Below are 18,169 nucleotides of genomic sequence, written 5' to 3'. Positions count from 1 at the left end.
CAGGCAACGGGTGGCGTGAGGGAGGCGCGGGTGCGCTGGCGCAGTTATGTCGCGGTCGGGGACAGCTTCACCGAGGGTATGGACGACGCCTACCCGGACGGCACCTACCGGGGTTGGGCGGATCTGGTGGCGACCCGGCTCGCCGCCGAGGCGGGTCCCGACTTCCGCTACGCCAACCTGGCCATCCGGGGTCGGCTCTTCCCCGGTGTGGTCGCCGAGCAGGTGCCCGCCGCCGTGGCGATGAAACCCGACCTGATCAGCTTCGCGGCCGGTGGCAACGACGTGCTGCGCCGCACCTTCGACCCGGACGCACTGGTCGCCCGCTTCGACGACGTGGTCCGGCAGCTGCGCTCGGGCGGCGCGGACGTGCTGCTCTTCCGGTTCGCCGACGTGATGGCCCGGCTGCCCGGGCAACGCCTCGTGGCCCCCCGGGTGGACCTGCTCAACCAGGCAGTCGGTGAGACCGCCGAGCGGCACGGCGCCATCCTGGTCGACCTGTACGCCGACGACACCTTCCTCAACCCGATGCTCTGGAGCACCGACCGGCTGCACCTCTCCGCTGCCGGGCACCGGCGGGTCGCCGGGCAGGTGCTGAACGCACTCGGGGTGGGCTGCGACGAGGAGTGGCTCCTGGTCCCGCCGCACCCGGCGCCGTCGCCGTGGCTGGCCGCCCGTGCGGCCGACCTGCGCTGGGCCGGTCAGCACCTGGCCCCGTGGATCAAGCGGCGGCTGACCGGTCGCTCCTCCGGCGACACCGTCACCGCCAAGCGCCCGCTGCTCGGGCCGATCGTCGACTGAGCGTGCTCACCCTGCACACCGCGCCCCTGCTGCGGCTCACCCCCGACGGCGAGCCGGTGCCGGACCACGCCGTGGTGGTCAGCGGCGACCGCGTCGAGGCCGTCGGTCCGCTCTCCGAGTTGAGCGGGGCGTACGCCGGGGCGCGGGTCCGCCGCTGGCCCGGCACGCTGGGCCCGGGGCTGCTGCACGACGGCCCGCTGCCGGCGGCGCCCACCCCGCGCGAGCGGGTGTACGCGTTGCTGCGGCGAGGGGTGACGGCGGTGCTGGCAGAGCATCTCGCCGACCCGGCGCTACGGGCGGCCGTCGACCGGAGCGACCTGGTGGTGCTGTCCGCTGCCGTCCCGTCGGCGCTGAACCCGGGCGGGCGTGCCGACCTGGCGGTCCATGACGCCGACGGTGCCTGCCTGGTCACTGTGGTCGCCGGTCGGATCGCCCACCGTCGCGCCTGACCACCGCGACGTGCCGCCCGCCACATCCGCGGCTCCCGATCCCCGATGGCCGGCCGCCAGGTCGAATCGCGGCGTAACTTGGGGATCATGTCTGTGCCGAGCGATCCTGATCCCCGCCTCCAGTCGTACGCGGACCCGCAGCGGCTGGTCACCACCGAGTGGCTGGCCGAGCACCTGGGCGACGAGGGCCTCGTGGTGGTCGAGTCCGACGAGGACGTACTGCTCTACGAATCGGGTCACATCCCCGGTGCCGTCAAGGTCGACTGGCACCTGGACCTGAACGACCAGGTGACCCGGGACTACCTGGAAGCCACGAGCTTCGCTGAGATGTGCGCCGCCAAGGGCATCGGCCGGGGCGACACGGTGGTCTTCTACGGCGACAACTTCAACTGGTGGGCCGCGTACGCCCTCTGGGTGTTCTCCCTCTTCGGCCACGCCGACGTGCGGCTGCTCGACGGCGGCCGGCAGAAGTGGATCGCCGAGGGGCGCGAGGTGACCCGTGACAAGCCGGCCCGCCCCCGCGCCGACTACCCGGTGCCGCTGCGCGACGACACGCCGCTGCGGGCGTTCCGCGAGCAGGTGATGGCGCACATCGCCGTGGGTCGGCCGCTGGTCGACGTCCGGTCCCCGGGCGAGTACACCGGCGAGATGCTGCACATGCCGGACTACCCGCAGGAGGGCGCGCTGCGCGGCGGGCACATCCCGGGTGCGGTCAACAAGCCGTGGAAGTCCGCCGCCAACGAGGACGGCACGTTCAAGTCCTCCGACGAGCTGCGCGCGATCTACGCCGACCAACTCGGGCTCAGCCCGGACGACGACGTGATCGCGTACTGCCGGATCGGCGAGCGGTCCAGCCACACCTGGTTCGTACTGCGGCACCTGCTGGGCTACCCGCAGGTGCGCAACTACGACGGCTCGTGGACCGAGTGGGGCAACCTGGTCCGGGCTCCCGTCGCAAAGGGCGACCAGCCCGGCGGCCTCGCTGCCTGACCGGCACTGCCGCCTGACCCCCTGAGCACCTGTCCCCGCGCGACCATCCGGTTGCGCGGGGACGGGCTCAGCCGGCCAGTGCCACCATGCCGGTCAGGTCGCGGACCACACCGGTGACCTCGCCGGTCTCCGGGTGCCAGCGCACCAGGCCGCCCGGTTGCAGGCGGAGCAGGACGGCACCGCGGTTGTCCCAGCCCAGCACCTCGCAGCAGCCCTTCCACCGGTCCCGGCCCAGGTCGAGCACGTGGGCCACCGCACCGGTCCGGGCGTCCAGTACGGCCACCCCCTCGGCACCGTCGATCTCGCTGCTGGTGATCCACGCCGAGCGGGCCAGGCGTTCGCCGTGCAGCCAACCCCGGCCGTAGAACTCGTTGACCTGGTACGGCACCGGCAGCACGGCACCGGTTACCTTCTGTTCGGAGCGGATCGTGCCCTCGCGGGCGGTCCGGCTGCGCAGGATCAGGTTGTCCCGCATGCCGCTCACCTCGACCAGCGCCGCCTCGCGGCCGGCCGCCGGGTCGGGCGCGACCAGGTCCCAGAGTGAGACGTCGAGCTCGCTGGCCGCGCCGGAGACCCGGTCCACCGCGTACGTCCGGTCGTCGCCGCCGACCAACACCCGGTCGTTCGCCCAGACCACCAATTCCAGGTAGCCCTGAAGCGGGATGCGGCGCACGGTCGCCGTGGTGAGGTCGACCATGATCAGCTCGTTGGTCTGCGCGAATGCGGCCGACCGGCCGTCCGGCGACAGCACTCCCGACTTCAGGGCGGGCGCCTGGTTGCCGCCCTCGTCCCGGGTGGGCGCCGGAGTCACCACGTCGAGACTGCGCACCACGCCGTCGTCCCCGAGCACCCGGACGGGGCCGTCCGCGCGGTACTCCTCGAAGTCGATCGGCTGGAACAGCGCCAGTGCCCGTTGGACCGGCCGGGCGGAGAGCGGCACGGTCGCCGGGTCACCGAGCCGGGACAGCGGATCACGCGGAAAGGTCAGCTCGGCGGGGGCGCGCACCACCGGCCCGGCGTGGCTGGGCACGACCGTCGGCGCCACCGAGTGGTCCGGCGGCGAATCGGCGGGCGGTCGCATCGCGGCCACCGTGCCGCCACCGATCAGCGCCACGGCCAGGGCCGCCGCGCCGACGGACCGTCGGGTACGCCGGGTACGCCGGGCCCGCTCCCAGCCGGCCACCGCGGGGTGGCTGGGCCGGACGTCCTCGACGCTGACGGTCAGCAGTTGACGTAGGTCCTGCTCGTTCACGGGTTCACCTCCAGACCGGTGGCCAGGTCTCCGGGAGCAGCCGGGACCTCGCCCGACCGGGCGTCCCGAGCCAGGTCCGGGGCCACCTCGCGGAGCCGGCGCAGCGCCGCGTGGCACTGGCTCTTCACGGTGCCGACGGTCACCCCGAGCGCTTCGGCGGTGGCGACCTCGGTCAGGTCCTCGTAGTAACGCAGTACCAGCACGGCCCGCTGCCGGGGTGGCAACTGGCCCAGCGCGTGGTGCATCGTCAGCCGCAGCGTGCCGTCGCGGTCGGGCGCCACCTGCTCCGGCGGTGCGGCGCTGAGCCATTCCCGACGCCTGCGACGCCACCACGACACCGCGTCCCGGTACAGGATGGTTCGCACGTACGCGGCGGGGTCGCCGTCGCGTACCGAGGTCCAGCGCAGTGCCAGCTTCAGCAGCGCGTCCTGGAGGAGGTCCTCGGCCTGGTGCTGGTTGCCGCAGATCAGGTAGGCCGCACGCAGCAGCCGGTGCTGGTGGCTCTCCACGAAGGCGAGGTAACCCTCGCGTCCGTCGTCCGCCGCCGGTCCCATCCGCCCACCTCCCGGCCGTCGCGTTCCCGCGTCACCTGCCAGACGCACGGGGAGGGGGAAAAGGTTGGGTCAGTTCTCCGGCAGCCCGGTCAGGTAGCGCTGGAGGGTCGGTGCGATCCAGGAAACCAGCTCATCCGGATCCATGTCCACCATGGGCGGCAGGCGGACGATGTAACGGGTGAAGGCGAGGCCGAGGACCTGGCTGGCCACCAGGCCGGCCCGGCGCGCGGTGGTTGCCGGGTCGGTGCCGAAGGTGGCCACGGTCGCGATGAGTTGGCCGGCGAAGATGTCGCGCATGCGCTCGGCCGCGCCCGGATTGGTGCTGGCGGTACGGAGTAGTGCCGTCAGCGTCTCGTCGCCCTCCCACCGGGTCAGGAAATGCCGGATCAACATCTCGCCCAGTTGCCCGAGCGGCACGGCGGTCAGGTCGGGCAGGCGTAGGTCGAACTCCGCCGCCGCCGCGAACAGCCCCTCCTTGTTGCCGTAGTAGCGCATCACCATCGACGGGTCGATCCGGGCGTCGGCGGCGATGGCCCGGATCGTGGCGCGTTCGTACCCGTCGGCGGCGAACCGTTCGCGAGCGGCCCGCAGGATCGCCGCCCGGGTGGCGTCCGAGCGGCGGGGAGGGGTCGGGCGGGCGGGCACTGTCATGTCAACGACCGTATGCCAACGACTGTTGACTCACAATGAGCGGCGACCTAACGTTGCCAACAAGTGTTTGCCAACAAGTGTTGGCAACGATCGTTCCGGAGGTGGCCATGCTGCCCACGAGTACGGACGTTCTGGTGGTGGGCGCCGGCCCCACCGGTCTCGCCACCGCGCTGACGCTGGCCCGACGCGGGGTCGAGGTGACCGTGCTGGACCAGCTGGCCGACCCGCCGCCGACCTCCCGCGCGGCCGTCGTGCACGCGTACACCCTGGAGGTGCTGGACCGGATCGGCGCCGCGGCGCCGTTGGTGGCCCAGGGGGTGCGAGCGCCGCGCTTCACCGTCCGGGACCGGGACCGGGTGCTGCTGTCGGTGCCGTTCCACCAATTGCCGTCCCGTTTTCCCTACGCGCTGATGGTCTCCCAGGCGGTCACCGAGGCGGTGCTCACCGAGCAGTTGGCCGACCTCGGCGTCCGGGTGCGACGGCCGTGCCGGCTGACCGGCCTGAGCCGGAACGGCCACGGGGTGCTCGCGCAGATCAACGGGGAGGCGCTGCGCGCCCGGTTCGTGGTCGGCGCGGACGGCCTGCACAGCACGGTCCGGCGGTTGGCCGGTATTGGCTTCACCGGCCCGAGCGACGAGGAGTCCTTTGTGCTCGCCGACATCCGGGTGCACAGCAGCCTGCCCCGCGACGAGGCGGCGCTCTTCCTCGCCCGCTCCGGGCCGCTGATCTGGGCGCCGCTCCCGGACGGGGTGGTCCGGCTGGTCGCCGCCGTGCCGACAGCTCCGGCCGAGCCGGATCCGGCCTACCTCCAGGCACTGCTCGACGAGCGCGGCCCGGCGCGGCGACCCGACCGGGTCACCGAGGTGCTCTGGGGTTCCCGGTTCCGGGTGCACCACCGGATCGCCGACACCTTCCGGTCCGGGCCGGTGCTGCTGGCCGGCGACGCCGGACACGTGCACAGCCCTGCCGGCGGGCAGGGCATGAACCTCGGCATCTGCGACGCGGTGGCCCTCGGCACCGCGCTGGCCGACGTGCTGGACGGCGGCCCGGAGACGCTGCTCGACGACTACACCGCCCGGCAGCGCCCGATGGCGGAGGACGTGCTGAGCTTCGCCGCCGGGCTGACCCGGCTGGCCACCCTCTCCCCGGCCCGCCGGCCGGTCCGCGACGTTCTGCTCCGGCTGCTCGGTGTCGTGCCGCCGGCCCGTCGGCGGATCGCGCTGCGCCTGTCCGGGCTGTCCCACCGGGAACGGACGCCGGGCTAGGCTGCGCCCGTGGGTCAGGTCTGGCGGGACTGGGGCGATGTCCTGCGCGCCGTGCTGGCCGGGCTGCCGCTGTTGGTCCTGGTCACCGCCGCCCTCGCCCGGCTGCGCCGGGACGCGCCGGCCGGTCAGGCGTGGCGACGCAGCATCGTCGAGGTGGGCGCGATCGCCGGCACCCTGCCCTGGGTGTGGATGATCCTCACCCCGCGCGACGCGCCACGGCAGGTCAACCCGGTGCCGCTGCGCGACCTGGCCGACCTGCTCACCGGACCGCCGACGACCGCGGTGGTGCAGGTGGTCGGCAACCTGCTGGTCTTCGCCGCCCTGGGCTTCTTCGCCCCGGTACGCCTCGCCGCGCTGACCAGCGTCGGTCGGCTCTTTCTGCTCGGCGCTGCCGGTTCGCTGCTGGTCGAGTCCCTCCAGTACGCGCTGGACCTCGGCCGCGTCTCCTCGGTGGACGACGTGCTGCTCAACGCGACGGGTGCGGCTCTGGGCGGGCTGCTGTCCCGCCGCTGGTGGGCGCGTCAGCCGGCGGCACCGGCCGCAGTGTCCACCACGCCGCGAGGGTGACCAGCGCGAACGTACCGGCCGCCGCACCCGCCACCGGCACCGTTCCGTACGCCGCGGCGACCAGCCCGGCGAGCGCCGCGCCGACCGGTGCGGTGAGCAGCCCGACCATCCGCTGGGCGGCACCCACTCGACCGAGCAGCCCGGCCGGCACGTGCCGCTGCCCGTACGACGCGCACAGGCTGTTCCACACCACGGTGCCGGCGGCGAAGACGGCCAACGCGAACGCGCCCGGCACCGGATGCCGAGCCAGCGCGAACCCGGTCAACGCGACGGTCTGCGCGGCGAGCACCGCGCACAGCGCGGGCACCGTGCCGAACCGGGCGGCGAGCCGACCCGCCCCGAGCGCCCCTGCCACGCCGCCGAGAATCGCACTGGCGGCGAACAGCCCGTACCCGGACGGCGGCACCCGCAACACGTCCAGCGCGTAGAGCACCAGCACCGCCAGCACGCCGCTGATCGCCAGGTTGCACGCCGCCGCCAACAGGGTGACCCGCCACAGTGTCCGGTGCGCGCGAAGCCACCGCAGCCCCTCGACGATCTCGCCCCACACCGACCCGCGACGCGCTCCCGTCGCCAAGCGGGGAGCGGATGTTGGGGTGAGGGCCAGCACGAGCAGGGCGGCCACGGCGAAGGTGACGGCGTCGATGGTGAACGGGAGGGCGGGGGCGACGGCGAAGAGCACGCCAGCGGCGGGCGCGCCGAGGAAACCGCCGGCCACCGCGGTGCCCGCCTGGAGCCGGCCGTTCGCCCGGGGTAGCGCCGCCGGAGGCACCAGTGCGGGGAGCAGCGCGAACGAGGCGGAGTCGAAGAGGGTGCCCAGCGCGGCGAGGAGGAACGCGGCCACCAGCAGCACCAGGATGCCGGCCCGGTCGAGGGCGACCGCCACGGCCAGCACCCCCACCACGGCCGCGCGTACCCCGTCCACCAGGGCCATCGTCCGCCGCCGGTCCCAGCGGTCCGCGTACACGCCGCCGAGCAGGCCGAAGAGCAGCGGCGGTAGCTGCCCGACCACGGTGACCGCCGCGATGATCCGGGGGTCGCGGGTGAGCGTCGCAGCCAGCAGCGCCAGCGCCGGCGTCCGTAGCGCGTCGCCGAGCCGGGAGGAGACGGCGGCGGACCAGAGCAGCCGGAAGTCCCGACCGAGAGCGGAGGAGGTCATGCCGGTGACCGTGCGGGTTCGACCGGGTCGAGAGTCAAGCCGCCGGGCGAAAGGGGGACGCGCCCGGCGGTGATCATCGGTACGGTGGGCGCCGGCATCCGGACCGGGGAGAACTCAGGCGTGGACCACACCTTCCAGGTCGACCTCCGTGGCGTGGTCGATCTGCTCAGTCATCACCTCTACGGCAGCCCGCGGGTCTACGTCCGCGAGCTGCTGCAGAACGCGGTGGACGCGATCACCGCCCGGCATGCCGCCGAGCCGGACGCGCCCGCGCTGGTCCGCATCGAGCCGCCGGACATCACCGGCGACGGCACGCTGCGGGTGCACGACACCGGCATCGGCCTGACCGAGGCGCAGGTGCACGAGCTGCTGGCCACCATCGGCCGCAGCTCCAAGCGGGACGAGCTGGGCTTCTCCCGGCACGAGTTCCTCGGGCAGTTCGGCATCGGCCTGCTCTCCTGCTTCCTGGTGGCCGACGAGATCCAGGTGCTCACCCGGCACGGCGAGCACCCCACGGTCCGCTGGACCGGGTACGCCGACGGCCGCTACGCGGTGACGGTGGCGCCGCCGGAGGCCGCCCGCGCCGAGCCGGGCACCACCGTCACGCTGGTGCCCCGCCGCGACGCCGACCAGTGGCTCACCACGCCGACCGTCACCGACCTGGCGCGGCTCTTCGGGTCGCTGCTGCCGGTCACCGTCCGGGTCGGCGACGTGGTCACCACCACCGGCGAACCGCCGTGGCCGACCACGCCGGGAGCACCGGTCGACCGCGCGGCGCTGATCAGGTACGCCCGGGAGACGCTCGGCGTCGACCCGTTCGACGTGCTGCCGCTGGCCGTACCGGAGGCCGGGCTGACCGGTGTCGCTGTCATCCTGCCCACCCCGGTGAACCCGGCGGCCCGAGCCGGGCACCGGGTGTACCTCAAGCGGATGCTGCTCACCGAGAACGCCGACGGGCTGCTGCCGGACTGGGCGTTCTTCGCGCACTGCGTGGTGGACGCCAGCGAGCTGCGCCCCACCGCCAGCCGGGAGGCCCTCTACGAGGACACCCTGCTGACCGAGACCCGGGAGGCGCTCGGCGACCAGGTACGCGGCTGGCTGGTCCGGCTGGCGCGGCACGACCCGCACCGGTTGGCCGAGTTCCTCCAGGTGCACCACCTCGGCGTGAAGGCGCTGGCGTTGCACGACGACGAGATGCTCCGGCTGGTCGACCGGTGGTGGCCGATGGACAGCAACGTCGGCACGCTCACCCTCGCCGAGTTCCGGGAGCGCTACGGGGTGCTCCGCTACGCGGCGAGCCTCGACGAGTTCCGCCAGCTCGCCGCCGTTGCCGCCGCGCAGGACCTGGCGGTGGTCAACGCCGGCTACACGTACGACACCGAGCTGATCGAGCGGCTGCCGGTGGTGGACCGCTCGGTGCTGATCGAGCGGCTGGAGCCGAGCGACCTCACCACCCGCTTCGAAGGCCTCGACCCGCAGGTGGAGTTGGCGCTACGGCCGTTCCTCACCGCCGCGCAGCGGGCCGTCGAGCGTTCCGGCTGCGAGGTGGTCATCCGGGCGTACGACCCGGTCTCGCTGCCGGCGCTCTACCTGGTCAGCCGGTCCGCGGCGTTCAACGACCAGCTCGCGGCCAGCCGGGACCGGGCCGACGAGCTGTGGGGCGGGGTGCTCGACGCGCTCGCCGCCACCGCCCCGCCGGACCGCCCGCAGTTGGTGCTCAACCACCGCAACCCGCTGGTCCGCCGGGTCACCACGCTGACCGACCCGGAGCTGGTCGGGCTCGCCGTCGAGGCGCTGTACGGGCAGGCGTTGCTGCTCGGCCACCATCCGATCCGTGCGGCCGACGCCGCGCTGCTGAACGATTCCTTCCTCGGCCTGCTCGGCCGGGCCGTGCCGGGACAGGAGTGAGCATGGGCGACGAGGATCTGTGGCGGGTGCTGCGCGGCATCGGCGACATGCCGCACGGGGCGGGGCAGATCGCCGCGCTGGAGCAGCTGCTGCGTCGGGCGGACGCCTCCGACGACCGGCACCTCGCCTTCGCCACCCGAATGGAGGCCACCACCGGGTACATCTACGGCGGCGAATCGGCGAAGTCCTTCGTGACCTTCTCCTGGTGTCTAGCCGAGTTCGACAGGGACCCGCAGCCCTATCACCAGCGCCACATGCACCAGCTGCTCTGGCACTTCAAGTCAATGGTGTCCGGTCTGCTGAAGTTTCCGGAGGTGCCGCTGGACCGCACGTACGCGGTGCTGGACGACATGGAACGGCGCTATCGGGCTGGTGGGCACAGCCTGCAGGCCGTCCACAAGCACCGGTTCCGGGTCGCCTCCCACGTGGGCGACGCCGAGGCCGCCGCGCACTGGTACCGGCTCTGGCAGACCACCCCACGCGACGAGCTCTCCGACTGTGCCGGCTGTGACCCGACGAGCCAGGTGGCCTACCTCGCCGACGCCGGGCGGGACGCCGAGGCGGTGGCGCTGGCCGAGCCGGTGCTCGCCGGTCGGCTCACCTGCAGCGAGCAGCCGCAGGCGATCCTCACCGCGCTGCTCCTGCCGTACGTGCGTATCGGGCGGGGTGAGTCGGCGCGGGACGCGCACCGGGAGGCGTACCGACGGCTGCGCAGCAACCTCGCCGACCTGTGGGACATCGGCGACCACATCGAGTTCTGCACGCTGACCGGCAACGAGGCGCGGGCGGTGGAGCTGGTCGAGCGGCACCTGGACTGGTTGGACCGGCCGCCGTCGCCGGCCGCCGCGATGCACTTCGCGGCGACTTCTGCCGCCGCGTTGCGCCAGGCCGGTCGGGTCGGCGCGTCGACCGTGTACCGACGGGCCGCCGAGGGCCAGCCGGCCGGGGAGGTGCCGGTGTCGGCGCTCGCCGACGAGTTGGCGGAGACCGCGACCGGGCTGGCCGCCCGCTTCGACGCCCGCAACGGCACCAGCCACCAGTCGGAGTGGATCGCCCGGCGGATCGCCGTGCGGCCGGAGGGCGAGCACCTGCCGCTCTCCGCGAGCGTCCGTCGTCGCCCCGACCGCCCGACCCGCCCGGCCGGGGCCGAGCCGGCGGTCCCGCTCGACCAGGGTGCCGCACCGACCGTGGCCGACCCTGGCGGCCGGCCACGGGCCGGTGCCAGCGAGCCGACGGTGACCCTGCCCGCCGGTGCCGGAGCGGACGAGCTGCTGGACCTCGCCGAGGAGAGCTGGGGCCGGCACGATCGGGCCACGTTCCGGGCGGCGCTGGTGGCCTACGACGACGGGTTCAACGCCGCCGACCTGGCACCGCGCACGGTCGCCCACCGGATGGCGTTGCGGGCGGCCGAGCGTGGCGACCAGGACGACATCGACGGTGCGATCGAGATGAACCGGGCGGCACTGGACCTGTACCGGGAGGCGGCCGAGGAGTTGCCCGCCCAGGTGGTTGCCGGGCGGCTCGGCGTGCTGTTGACCCGGGCCGACGAGGGCGCCGAGGAAGGGCTGACGCTGGTCCTTGCGGCCGCCGAGGCGTTGGACCAGCTCGGCGACGCCCGGCAGCGGGCCGCTGGGCACGACCGGGTGGCGCTGGCGCTGCTGCATCGGGAACGGTGGGCGGACGCGCTCGCCGCGCTCGACCGGGCGCCAGCCGATGCGGGTGGCGACCGGCACCTGGCGGCCCGGATCGCGTTGCACCGGGCACACCTGTTGGAGCAGCTCGATCGCTTGACGGAGGCAGGCGCGGCCGCCGACGAGGCCCGCCGGATCGGCCGTGAGCTGGGCGTCGGCGAGCTGGTCACGGCAGGCTGCCTGACGTACGCCAGGACGGTGGACGACCCGGCCGACGCGGTGACCGCCTGCGACGAGGCGCTGCGGGTGGCGCCGGCGGACGCAGAGCTGCCGGTCCGGGTCGCCCGGGCGCGCGCGCTGCTCGCCACCGGCCGGGCCGCCGATGCGGTGGACGACTTCGTCGAGGCGGTGACGCTCTGCGTGGAGCGGGGTGCGGAGGGGGACGCCTTCCTGCGCTGGGAGTTGGCGAACGCGTACCGGATGGTGGGCCGGCTCGGCGAGGCGGCCGAGGTCGCCGAGGAGGCTGTTCTCGGTCTGGACCGGCTCGGCGCCCAGGCGCAGGCGGACCGCTGCCGGCACATGCTGGCCGGTGTCTACGCCGGGCTCGGCGAGATCGATCCAGCGCTGGCCCTGCTGGAGCAGTTGGCCGGCAACCTGGACGGCCCGGACAACCTCCCGCTCCGCGCGCAGGTGCTGGAGGAGGCGGGCGGGATCCTCTACGACGCCAACCAGGACGCGGTGGCCGCCGAGCGGTTCGCCACCGCCGCGACGGCGTACGGACTGGCCGACCTGCCGCTTGACGAGCTGCGGGCGCGCCGGCGGGAGGCGTACGCCTGGTTCTGGTCCTATGACATTCCGGAGGCGGTACGCGCCATCGAGGTGGTGGACGGGTTGGCGGCGACGTTGGCCGGGCAGCCGGAACAGTCGCCACCGGTGACGTACGAGCTGGCGATGGCGGCCGAGGCCGGGGCGCGGGTGCTGACCGAGGATGATCGACTGGACGACGCGCTGGACCGGCTCACCGGGGTGCCCGACCGGTTGCGGTCGATCGAGGCGTTCGGGGAGGCCACGCAGGTGGAGATCCTCGTCGGTGAGCTGTTGCTGCGTCTGGACCGTCCGGCCGAGGCGGAGCCGCTGCTGCGCCGGGTGCTCGGCGGGCTCCCGGCCGACTCCCGGCCGGTCCGCCAGACGGCCTGGCTGCTGGCCCGTGCGCTGGACCTGCTCGGTCGGCCTGAGGAGGCCACGGCGCTGCGGACGGAGCACAACGTCGACCCGGACGACTGAACCCGCCAGCGGGCCGATCCCTTGCGAGCAGGTCGGGGAGGGGGCAACCGCACCGGAGGTGTGAGTAACCGAGCGGTAACCACCGCTCCACCGGAGGCAGATCGCGGTCTAGGCTTGCCCGGTGACGGTGGAGCAGCAGGCACGGGGTGCGGCGGGTGCGGGCCGGCGTCGGTCCCGCAAGGACGAGATCCTGGAGATCGCGGTCGGTCTGTTCGCCGCCCGCGGCTATCACGGTGTGTCGATGGACGACATCGGCGCGGCGGCGGGGGTCACCGGTCCGGCGCTCTACCACCACTTCGCCGGCAAGGAGGCGATGCTGGCCGCCGCGTTGATCCCGGTCAGCGACGGGCTGCTGGCCGGTGGGCGGGAGCGCGCCGCCGGGCACCCGGATGACCCGCGCGCTGCGCTGGAGTCGCTGATCGACTTTCACGTCGAGTTCGCGCTGGCCAACCCGGCGGTGATCGCGTTGCATCTGCACGAGCTGGACCGCCTGCCCGACGAGCCGCGGCGACGGATCCGCCGGCTGCAACGGCTCTACGTCGAGGAGTGGGTGACGGTGCTCACCGCGCTGCACCCCGGCATGCCCGACGGGGAGGCGCGGGTGCTGGCGCACGCCGCGTTCGGCCTGATGAACTCGACGCCGTTCCTCGGTGGCGAGGTGGACCGCCGACGCCGTGCCGAGCTGCTGCGCGACGCCACCCTGGCCGCGCTGCTCGCCTGAGCCGACTCGTCAGTAAGGCACCGGTCGTGGTTCCCTGACTACCGTCCCAACCCCTGGACGCTGGGAGGAAACATGATCGAGTCACTGCTGGTCGCCAATCGGGGCGAGATCGCCCGCCGGATCATCCGGACCGCCAAGCGGCTCGGTATTCGCGCGATCGCGGTGTACTCGGAGGCCGATGCCCACCTGCCGTTCGTCGCCGAGGCGGACGAGGCGGTCCTCATCGGTCCGCCGAACCCGGCGCAGAGCTACCGCAACACCGAGGCGATCCTCGCCGCCGCGAAGGCGACCGGTGCGCAGGCCATCCACCCCGGCTACGGCTTCCTGTCGGAGAACGCCGAGTTCGCCCGTACCGTCGAGTCGAGCGGTCTGATCTGGGTCGGTCCCGGCGCGGACGCGATCACCGCGATGGGCGACAAGATCAACGCTCGGAACCTGATGGCGGCGGCCGGCATTCCGGTCGCGCCTGGCACCACCGACCCGGCCGCCGACCTGGACACGGCGGTGGCCGCCGCCAGCGAGATCGGTTACCCGGTGATGGTCAAGGCCGCAGCCGGTGGCGGCGGCATGGGCATGGGTGTGGCCGTCGACGAGGCCGCGCTGCGCACCGAGTACGACAAGGTGCGCGCGTTCGCCGAGCGGATGTTCGGCGATGGTTCGGTGCTGATCGAGCGGTACTTCCCCCGGGTGCGCCACGTCGAGGTGCAGATCCTCGGCCTGGCCGACGGCCGGGTGGTGGCGCTCGGCGAGCGGGAGTGCTCGGTGCAGCGGCGCAACCAGAAGCTGGTCGAGGAGTCTCCGTCCCCGGCGGTCTCGCCGGAGCTGCGTGAGCGTTTCCTGGCGGCCGCGGTGCGCGCGGGTGAGGCGGTCGGCTACCGCAACGCCGGCACGGTGGAATGCCTGTTGGTCCCGCGCCAGCGGGACGCTGCTGGCGCTGTGCCCGATTCCGATGAATTTTTCTTCCTGGAGATGAACACGCGGCTGCAGGTGGAGCACCCGGTGACCGAGTACGTCTACGGCGTCGACCTGGTCGAGGAGCAGTTGCGGGTGGCGTCGGGGCTGGCGCCGACGTTCGACCCAGACGCGCTGACCCCGCGCGGGCACGCCATCGAGATGCGGATCAACGCCGAGGACCCGAAGCGCTTCCTGCCCGGGCCGGGCGTGGTCCGGACCTGGGTGGAACCCACCGGTGAAGGGGTCCGAGTGGACTCCGGCTACACCGAAGGCAACACCGTCACCCCGTTCTACGACAGCCTGATGGCCAAGTTGATCGTCAGCGGCGACACCCGCGAGCAGGCGATCGCCCGCGCCCGCACGGCCGTGGCCGGCTTCCAGATCGAGGGCCCGAAGAACAACCTTCCATTCTTCAAAGAGCTCCTGGAGAACGAGGAGTTCCTCTCCGGCGCCTACGACACCGGCATCGTCTCCCGCATGCGCTGACCCCCGACCCTGTTGATCAAGAGGTTTGCGTCAGGATCCCGGCCACGGATGACGCAAACCTCTTGATCAACGCCGGTGGTGGCGGGAGTGGCATGCTGGGGGAACTTCAGCACAGCACGACGTCACAGTGAGGTGACCCCTTATGGCGGACCTGCCGGATTTCGTCTCCATTCGCGAGGTTGGGCCACGGGACGGGCTGCAGAACGAGGACCCGATCCCGACCGACGCCAAGGTGCGCCTGCTCGACGCGCTCTCCGGCACCGGCGTACGCCGGATCGAGGCGGTGTCGTTCGTGCACCCGAAGGCGATCCCGCAGATGGCCGACGCCGACGAGGTGTGGCAGCGGGCGGTGCGGGCCGACGGGGTGCGCTACTCGGCTCTGGTGCCGAACACCCGGGGCGCCCAGCGGGCACTCGCCGCCGGGTTCACCGAGATCGAGGTGGTGGTCTCGGCCAGCGACACGCACAACCGGCGCAACGTCAACCGGACCACGGACGAGTCCCTGGACGACATCGCCGAGTTGATCGACCTGCTGCACGGAGCCTCCGCGCGGGTCGAGGTGATCGTGGCGACCAGCTTCGGCTGCCCGTACGAGGGAGACATCGACCCGGAGCGGGTGGCCGGCATCGTGGACCGGGTGGTCCGCGACGGCGCGGACCGGGTGGCGTTCGGTGACACCACCGGCATGGGCACTCCGCGCCGGGTCCGCGAGCTGCTGACCGCGGTACGCGACCGCAACGCGCACGTGCCGGTGCTGCTGCACTTCCACAACACCAGGGGTACCGCGTTGGCCAACCTGCTGACCGCGCTGGAGTTGGGGGTGACCGAGTTCGACGCCAGCGTGGGCGGCCTGGGCGGCTGTCCGTACGCCCCGGGGGCCAGCGGCAACCTGGCCACCGAGGAGGCCGTGCACATGCTGCACGACATGGGCATCGACACCGGCATCGACCTGGCCGCCCTGATCGAGGCGGCCGAGTTGGCCGAGCACCTGCTGGGCAAGAAGCTCCCGTCCGGGGTGCTGCGCGCCGGCCCCCGTACCCGGTTGACGCCGATGCCGAGCTGACCGTTCAGGAACGCGGGGAGGGGCCGGCATCGTGCCGGCCCCTCCGTCGTGTCCGGTCGATCAGCCCACCGGGGTGAGCACGCTCGGCCAGCTGTCGCGGAAGATGTCCGCTCCGGCGCGGTCTGTGCTGCGCTCGGTGGCGAAGGTGCCGGCGAAGAGGTTGGTCACCCGGTTCGCCTCGGCGGTGCTCGGGTACGGGTTGGTGCAGCTGGTGCCGGCGCTGCCGCCGGACATCAGGAGCGAGCAGTTCCCGTTGTAGTTGTCCGGCAGGCCGAGGATGTGCCCGATCTCGTGGGTCATGATTCGCAGCACGCTGTACTGCGCGGCCTGCTGGGTGTCGATGTAGACCCGGCCGTTGCCGAGGCTGGTCCGGACGGCGTACGAGCCGCCGCCGGTGATCCGGTAGATCCGGAGGTTGGAGCCGCAGTTCGCCGAGAGCGTCAGGTTCGACGTGGCGTTGTTCCAGATCGAGGCGGCCTGGTTGGCGGTGCTGGCGTAGCTTCCCGCCTGGCTGGTGTTGTAGCAGATGGTCATGGCGGCGGACGCGGGCGACGGGTTGGCGACCGTGACGCCGAGGGTGGTGAGTGCCGTCGCGAGCAACGCGACCGCGAGCCGATTGAGTCGTGAGGTCATCGCTGACTCCAATCCGGGAGGAGGGGGTGTCAGGAGCCTAGCGACATACATCCATGTACTTCAATGCTTCTTTTTGAAGGCGCGGCCGGGAGGTGGCCTCTTCCGCCGTCCGATCCGCCCAGCGGGTCGCCGAGCGCCGCACGGATGCGATAGCCTAACGATCGTTCAGTTCAATGCGGCGAGGGAGTCAGCGTGACGCTCGACGGTGAGGCGCTGGAGCAGCTCCGCAAGCGCGTGCGGGCCGGCGGCGCGGAGAAGTACCACGCGGCGAACGCCGCCAAGGGCAAGCTCTTCGCCCGGGAGCGGGTCGCGCTCCTGGTCGACGAGGGCTCCTTCGTCGAGGACGGCCTCTACGCCAACGCGCTTGCCGACGGGCTGCCCGCCGACGGCGTGGTCACCGGCACCGCCACCATCGACGGCCGGCAGGTCTGCCTGATGGCCAACGACTCCACCGTCAAGGCCGGCAGTTGGGGCGCCCGCACGGTCGAGAAGATCATCCGGATCATCGAGCGGGCGTACGGCGCCAGCGTGCCGATGGTCTACCTGGTCGACTCGGCCGGCGCCCGGATCACCGACCAGGTCGACCTCTTCCCCGGTCGGCGCGGCGCCGGCAAGATCTTCTGGAACCAGGTTCGCGCTTCGGGCTCGATCCCGCAGGTGTGCGCGTTGTTCGGCCCGAGCGCCGCCGGCGGGGCGTACATCCCGGCGTTCTGCGACGTGGTGGCCATGGTCGAGGGCAACGCCAGCATGTACCTCGGCTCCGACCGGATGGTCGAGATGGTCACCGGCGAGAAGACCACCCTGGAGGCGATGGGCGGGGCCAAGGTGCACACCGCCGAGTCCGGCGTGGGGCACTTCCTCTGCCAGACCGAGGCCGACGCGCTCGACGTGGTGCGCCGCTACCTGTCGTACCTGCCAGCCAACTGGACCCAGGCGCCGCCGGCCGCCGAGGCGGTGGCCGCGCCCGCGAAGGCCGACCTGGCCGCGCTGGTGCCGGCCAGCGAGCGGCAGGCGTTCGACATGCGGCGGTACGTCAAGGGCCTGCTCGACGAGGGTTCCTTCTTCGAGATCCAGGCGCTCTGGGCCAAGGAGCTGACCATCGGCTTCGGCCGACTGAACGGCGAGGTCGTCGGCGTGGTCGGCAACAACTCGATGTTCAAGGGCGGCGTGCTCTTCGTCGACTCGGCCGACAAGGCGACCCGGTTCGTGCAGCTCTGCGACGCGTTCAACGTGCCGCTGCTCTTCCTCAGCGACGTGCCCGGCTTCATGGTGGGCAGCGCCGTGGAGAAGCAGGGCATCATCCGGCACGGCGCGAAGATGATCACCGCGATCTCCGAGGCGACCGTGCCGAAGATCTGCGTGGTGGTCCGTAAGGCGTACGGCGCCGGCCTCTACGCGATGGCCGGCCCTGGGTTCGAGCCGGACGCCACCATCGCGCTGCCCAGCGCGAAGATCGCGGTGATGGGGGCCGAGGCCGCGGTGAACGCGGTCTACGCCAACAAGATCGCCGCCATCCCGGACGCGGACGAGCGGGCCGCCTTCGTGGCCGCGAAGCGCGCTGAGTACGAGCAGGACATCGACGTCGTCCGGCTCGCCAGCGAGCTGGTGGTGGACGCCATCGTCGAGCCGCACGACCTGCGTACCGAGCTGGTCCGCCGGTTCACCGCGGCGCGTACCAAGGATCGGCAGTTCTCCCGGCGCCGGCACGGCGTCACCCCGGTCTGACCCGACGACCGACCGAACGGCCACAGCGAACCGTCCCGGCGTCACGAGCGCCCGGCGGCCCCGTCCACACAGGAGGATG

16 protein-coding genes are annotated in these 18,169 nt (G+C 72.7%); 11 read left to right on the top strand and 5 right to left on the bottom strand.

The genetic code is table 11. The features are described 5' to 3' along the window. The first annotated feature begins 30 nt into the window (after positions 1-30). The 3 genes from ACFY29_RS14925 (at position 31) to ACFY29_RS14915 (ending at position 2,237) form a co-directional block, all read left to right on the top strand. Complete coding sequence (locus ACFY29_RS14925; RefSeq protein ID WP_386986152.1) at positions 31-798, top strand: SGNH/GDSL hydrolase family protein; 768 nt, start codon at positions 31-33, stop codon at positions 796-798. 2 nt (positions 799-800) lie between these two features. Continuing rightward, positions 801-1,247 (top strand): hypothetical protein, encoded by a 447-nt coding sequence (locus ACFY29_RS14920; RefSeq protein ID WP_386986149.1) that lies wholly within the window; start codon positions 801-803, stop codon positions 1,245-1,247. Positions 1,248-1,334: 87 nt separating this feature from the next. Next, a complete protein-coding gene (locus ACFY29_RS14915) occupies positions 1,335-2,237 on the top strand; it encodes a sulfurtransferase (RefSeq protein ID WP_328422082.1) in 903 nt (300 codons plus the stop codon). Positions 2,238-2,304: 67 nt separating this feature from the next. Here the strand turns inward: ACFY29_RS14915 and ACFY29_RS14910 are convergent, their stop codons facing one another. From ACFY29_RS14910 to ACFY29_RS14900, 3 genes are all read right to left on the bottom strand, one after another. After that, entirely contained in the window at positions 2,305-3,489 is a 1,185-nt protein-coding gene (locus tag ACFY29_RS14910) for a hypothetical protein (protein WP_386986146.1), read from the bottom strand. After that, positions 3,486-4,043 (bottom strand): SigE family RNA polymerase sigma factor, encoded by a 558-nt coding sequence (locus ACFY29_RS14905; protein ID WP_328422086.1) that lies wholly within the window; start codon positions 4,041-4,043, stop codon positions 3,486-3,488. The genes ACFY29_RS14910 and ACFY29_RS14905 overlap by 4 nt, the downstream gene beginning before the upstream one ends. A 69-nt stretch (positions 4,044-4,112) precedes the next feature. Further along, complete coding sequence (locus tag ACFY29_RS14900; protein WP_386986144.1) at positions 4,113-4,694, bottom strand: TetR family transcriptional regulator; 582 nt, start codon at positions 4,692-4,694, stop codon at positions 4,113-4,115. Positions 4,695-4,774: 80 nt separating this feature from the next. Here ACFY29_RS14900 and ACFY29_RS14895 point away from each other — a divergent pair, with 80 nt between their 5' ends. Next, on the top strand, positions 4,775-5,959 hold the full coding sequence (locus ACFY29_RS14895) for an FAD-dependent oxidoreductase (RefSeq protein WP_386986141.1): 1,185 nt from the start codon (positions 4,775-4,777) through the stop codon (positions 5,957-5,959). Positions 5,960-5,968: 9 nt separating this feature from the next. Then, positions 5,969-6,526 carry a VanZ family protein gene (locus ACFY29_RS14890; RefSeq protein WP_386986138.1) on the top strand — a complete coding sequence of 186 codons (558 nt, stop codon included), beginning with the start codon at positions 5,969-5,971 and terminating at the stop codon, positions 6,524-6,526. On the opposite strand, the gene ACFY29_RS14885 is transcribed toward ACFY29_RS14890, so the two are convergent. Beyond that, entirely contained in the window at positions 6,426-7,685 is a 1,260-nt protein-coding gene (locus ACFY29_RS14885) for an MFS transporter (RefSeq protein ID WP_386986135.1), read from the bottom strand. The genes ACFY29_RS14890 and ACFY29_RS14885 overlap by 101 nt on opposite strands. A 120-nt stretch (positions 7,686-7,805) precedes the next feature. On the opposite strand from ACFY29_RS14885, the gene ACFY29_RS14880 reads away from it, so the two are divergent. The 5 genes from ACFY29_RS14880 (at position 7,806) to ACFY29_RS14860 (ending at position 15,732) form a co-directional block, all read left to right on the top strand. Continuing rightward, a complete protein-coding gene (locus tag ACFY29_RS14880; RefSeq protein WP_386986785.1) occupies positions 7,806-9,593 on the top strand; it encodes an HSP90 family protein in 1,788 nt (595 codons plus the stop codon). Between the two features lie 2 nt (positions 9,594-9,595). Continuing rightward, entirely contained in the window at positions 9,596-12,508 is a 2,913-nt protein-coding gene (locus tag ACFY29_RS14875; protein WP_386986132.1) for a hypothetical protein, read from the top strand. Between the two features lie 121 nt (positions 12,509-12,629). Next, complete coding sequence (locus ACFY29_RS14870; RefSeq protein ID WP_328422099.1) at positions 12,630-13,229, top strand: TetR/AcrR family transcriptional regulator; 600 nt, start codon at positions 12,630-12,632, stop codon at positions 13,227-13,229. Positions 13,230-13,301: 72 nt separating this feature from the next. Then, positions 13,302-14,669: an acetyl/propionyl/methylcrotonyl-CoA carboxylase subunit alpha gene (locus ACFY29_RS14865; RefSeq protein ID WP_386986128.1), complete on the top strand. Its 1,368-nt coding sequence runs from the start codon at positions 13,302-13,304 to the stop codon at positions 14,667-14,669. Positions 14,670-14,811: 142 nt separating this feature from the next. Beyond that, complete coding sequence (locus ACFY29_RS14860; RefSeq protein ID WP_386986125.1) at positions 14,812-15,732, top strand: hydroxymethylglutaryl-CoA lyase; 921 nt, start codon at positions 14,812-14,814, stop codon at positions 15,730-15,732. A gap of 60 nt (positions 15,733-15,792) precedes the next feature. Here the strand turns inward: ACFY29_RS14860 and ACFY29_RS14855 are convergent, their stop codons facing one another. After that, on the bottom strand, positions 15,793-16,365 hold the full coding sequence (locus ACFY29_RS14855; RefSeq protein WP_386986122.1) for a snapalysin family zinc-dependent metalloprotease: 573 nt from the start codon (positions 16,363-16,365) through the stop codon (positions 15,793-15,795). Positions 16,366-16,557: 192 nt separating this feature from the next. On the opposite strand from ACFY29_RS14855, the gene ACFY29_RS14850 reads away from it, so the two are divergent. Further along, complete coding sequence (locus tag ACFY29_RS14850) at positions 16,558-18,090, top strand: acyl-CoA carboxylase subunit beta (RefSeq protein ID WP_386986119.1); 1,533 nt, start codon at positions 16,558-16,560, stop codon at positions 18,088-18,090. The last annotated feature ends 79 nt before the right edge of the window (positions 18,091-18,169 follow it).

The sequence above is a fragment of the Micromonospora sp. NPDC000668 genome, from assembly GCF_042897975.1.
In the GTDB taxonomy this organism is placed as follows: Bacteria; Actinomycetota; Actinomycetes; order Mycobacteriales; family Micromonosporaceae; genus Micromonospora.
This window is presented reverse-complemented; position numbering and strand designations above follow the sequence as displayed.

Coding starts and splice junctions, on each gene's coding strand:
- ACFY29_RS14915 (WP_328422082.1), top strand. CDS start 1,335: ATGTCTGTGCCGAGCGATCCTGATCCCCGCCTCCAGTCGTACGCGGAC.
- ACFY29_RS14905 (WP_328422086.1), bottom strand. CDS start 4,043: ATGGGACCGGCGGCGGACGACGGACGCGAGGGTTACCTCGCCTTCGTG.
- ACFY29_RS14900 (WP_386986144.1), bottom strand. CDS start 4,694: ATGACAGTGCCCGCCCGCCCGACCCCTCCCCGCCGCTCGGACGCCACC.
- ACFY29_RS14885 (WP_386986135.1), bottom strand. CDS start 7,685: ATGACCTCCTCCGCTCTCGGTCGGGACTTCCGGCTGCTCTGGTCCGCC.
- ACFY29_RS14875 (WP_386986132.1), top strand. CDS start 9,596: ATGGGCGACGAGGATCTGTGGCGGGTGCTGCGCGGCATCGGCGACATG.
- ACFY29_RS14865 (WP_386986128.1), top strand. CDS start 13,302: ATGATCGAGTCACTGCTGGTCGCCAATCGGGGCGAGATCGCCCGCCGG.
- ACFY29_RS14860 (WP_386986125.1), top strand. CDS start 14,812: ATGGCGGACCTGCCGGATTTCGTCTCCATTCGCGAGGTTGGGCCACGG.
- ACFY29_RS14855 (WP_386986122.1), bottom strand. CDS start 16,365: ATGACCTCACGACTCAATCGGCTCGCGGTCGCGTTGCTCGCGACGGCA.